Below are 1,494 nucleotides of genomic sequence, written 5' to 3'. Positions count from 1 at the left end.
GTAAAACGGAGAGATGGCCGAGCGGTTTAAGGCACCGGTCTTGAAAACCGGCGTAGTGGCGACACTACCGTGGGTTCGAATCCCACTCTCTCCGCCACCTTCAGGACAGGGGTTCCCGGGCACGGCCTGGTTGCACCCGAGGGTTATGCAAACATTCCTTGCGCCGCTTGTCGCGCCATGGAGGGAGCGATAGGCTGCGGCGCGGGGCATACCGAGGGAACGGCATGGCCATCCGTGTATTTCTGATCGACGACCATGCGCTGGTCAGGACCGGTCTGCGCATGATCCTGGGCGCCGAAGCGGACATCCAGGTCGCCGGCGAAGCGGAGAGCGGCGAGGACGCGCTGCGCCAGCTACGCGCACTTTCGCCCCCGGTGGACGTGGTCCTGTGCGACCTGCACCTGCCGGGCATCAGCGGGCTGGAAGTGACCGAGCGCATCGTGCGCGAAGGCGTGCACGGGCACGTGCTGATCGTGTCCGTGCTCGAGGACGGGCCGCTGCCCAAGCGCCTGCTCGACGTGGGCGCCTACGGCTACATCGGCAAGGGCAACGATGCGCGCGAACTGCTGCGCGCGGTGCGCGACGTCGCCGCAGGCAAGCGCTACCTTGGCAGCAGCGTGGCGCAGAACATGGCGCTGGCTGGCGTGGAACGGGTGGAGTCGCCGTTCGACACGCTCTCGCCGCGCGAACTGGAAGTGGCCATGCTGCTGGTCCAGGGGCTGCGCCAGGAAATGATCGCGCGCCGGCTCAAGCTCAGCGCCAAGACCGTCAACACGCACAAGTCGCGCCTGTTCGAGAAGGTCGGCGTGCAGGACAGCATCGCGCTGGCGCGACTGGCGGCCCGCTACGGGCTGATGGATCCCGGCCGCTCGCTGTAAGCCGCGCCGCCGGTCGCAGCCATGCACCGCGGATGGGGCTGGCGTTGCGCCGCCACCGTGCGGCGCACGGGTCTCGTTGCTGCAGTGGACAGCGGAGGAGCAGGGGACGGGCCGTGCGACGCGGGCTCGGGCCGCGCCGTGAACCTGGCGCCAGAGCACCTCGGCCGTCCGCGGGCCACTGCAGGCAGACAGTCGATGTCTGGCGCGAACCCGGGCGGGGAGCCAACAAACTTCCCTGAAACGACGAAGGCCCGCCATACGGCGGGCCTTCGTCGCTGCCGGCCGGCGGACTCAGTCCTGCTGGCGCGGCGTATCGGCCTGTTCCTCGCCGTTCGCCTTTTCCCCGGCGGCGGCATCGGCCGCACCGGTTTCCGGGGCCCGGGTGGCTTCCTCGCCACCGGCCTCGCCAGGCTCGGCCTGGGCGGCATCAGCCTGGCTCGCATCGGCCTGCGGCGCAGGCACCTGCCCGCTTTCCGGCAGCTGGTCAAACAGGCCGGCGGTGGTGAACGGGTCCGGGTTGGCAGGCTGCTCCGCCTCGGCGGCTGCCGGCTCTTCCGCGGCCGGCGCTTCTGCCACGGCCGGAGCCGGAACTTCCCCGGCCGCCGGCGTCTCCGCC

General features: G+C 70.4%; 2 protein-coding genes and 1 tRNA gene. 2 read left to right on the top strand and 1 reads right to left on the bottom strand.

Features of this window, described 5'->3' with window-relative positions:
• The first annotated feature begins 7 nt into the window (after positions 1 to 7).
• Both B351_RS0104395 and B351_RS0104390 read left to right on the top strand, forming a co-directional pair.
• A tRNA-Ser gene (locus B351_RS0104395) sits at positions 8 to 97 on the top strand.
• 127 nt (positions 98 to 224) lie between these two features.
• Complete coding sequence (locus B351_RS0104390) at positions 225 to 878, top strand: response regulator (protein ID WP_026010356.1); 654 nt, start codon at positions 225 to 227, stop codon at positions 876 to 878.
• A gap of 291 nt (positions 879 to 1,169) precedes the next feature.
• Here B351_RS0104390 and B351_RS17740 read toward each other — a convergent pair.
• Positions 1,170 to 1,494 (bottom strand): hypothetical protein (locus B351_RS17740; RefSeq protein WP_019397837.1); only part of this gene is annotated, 325 nt, incomplete at its 5' end.

The organism is Pseudoxanthomonas sp. GW2 (genome assembly GCF_000283075.1).
Lineage (GTDB): Bacteria > Pseudomonadota > Gammaproteobacteria > Xanthomonadales > Xanthomonadaceae > Pseudoxanthomonas.
This window is presented reverse-complemented; position numbering and strand designations above follow the sequence as displayed.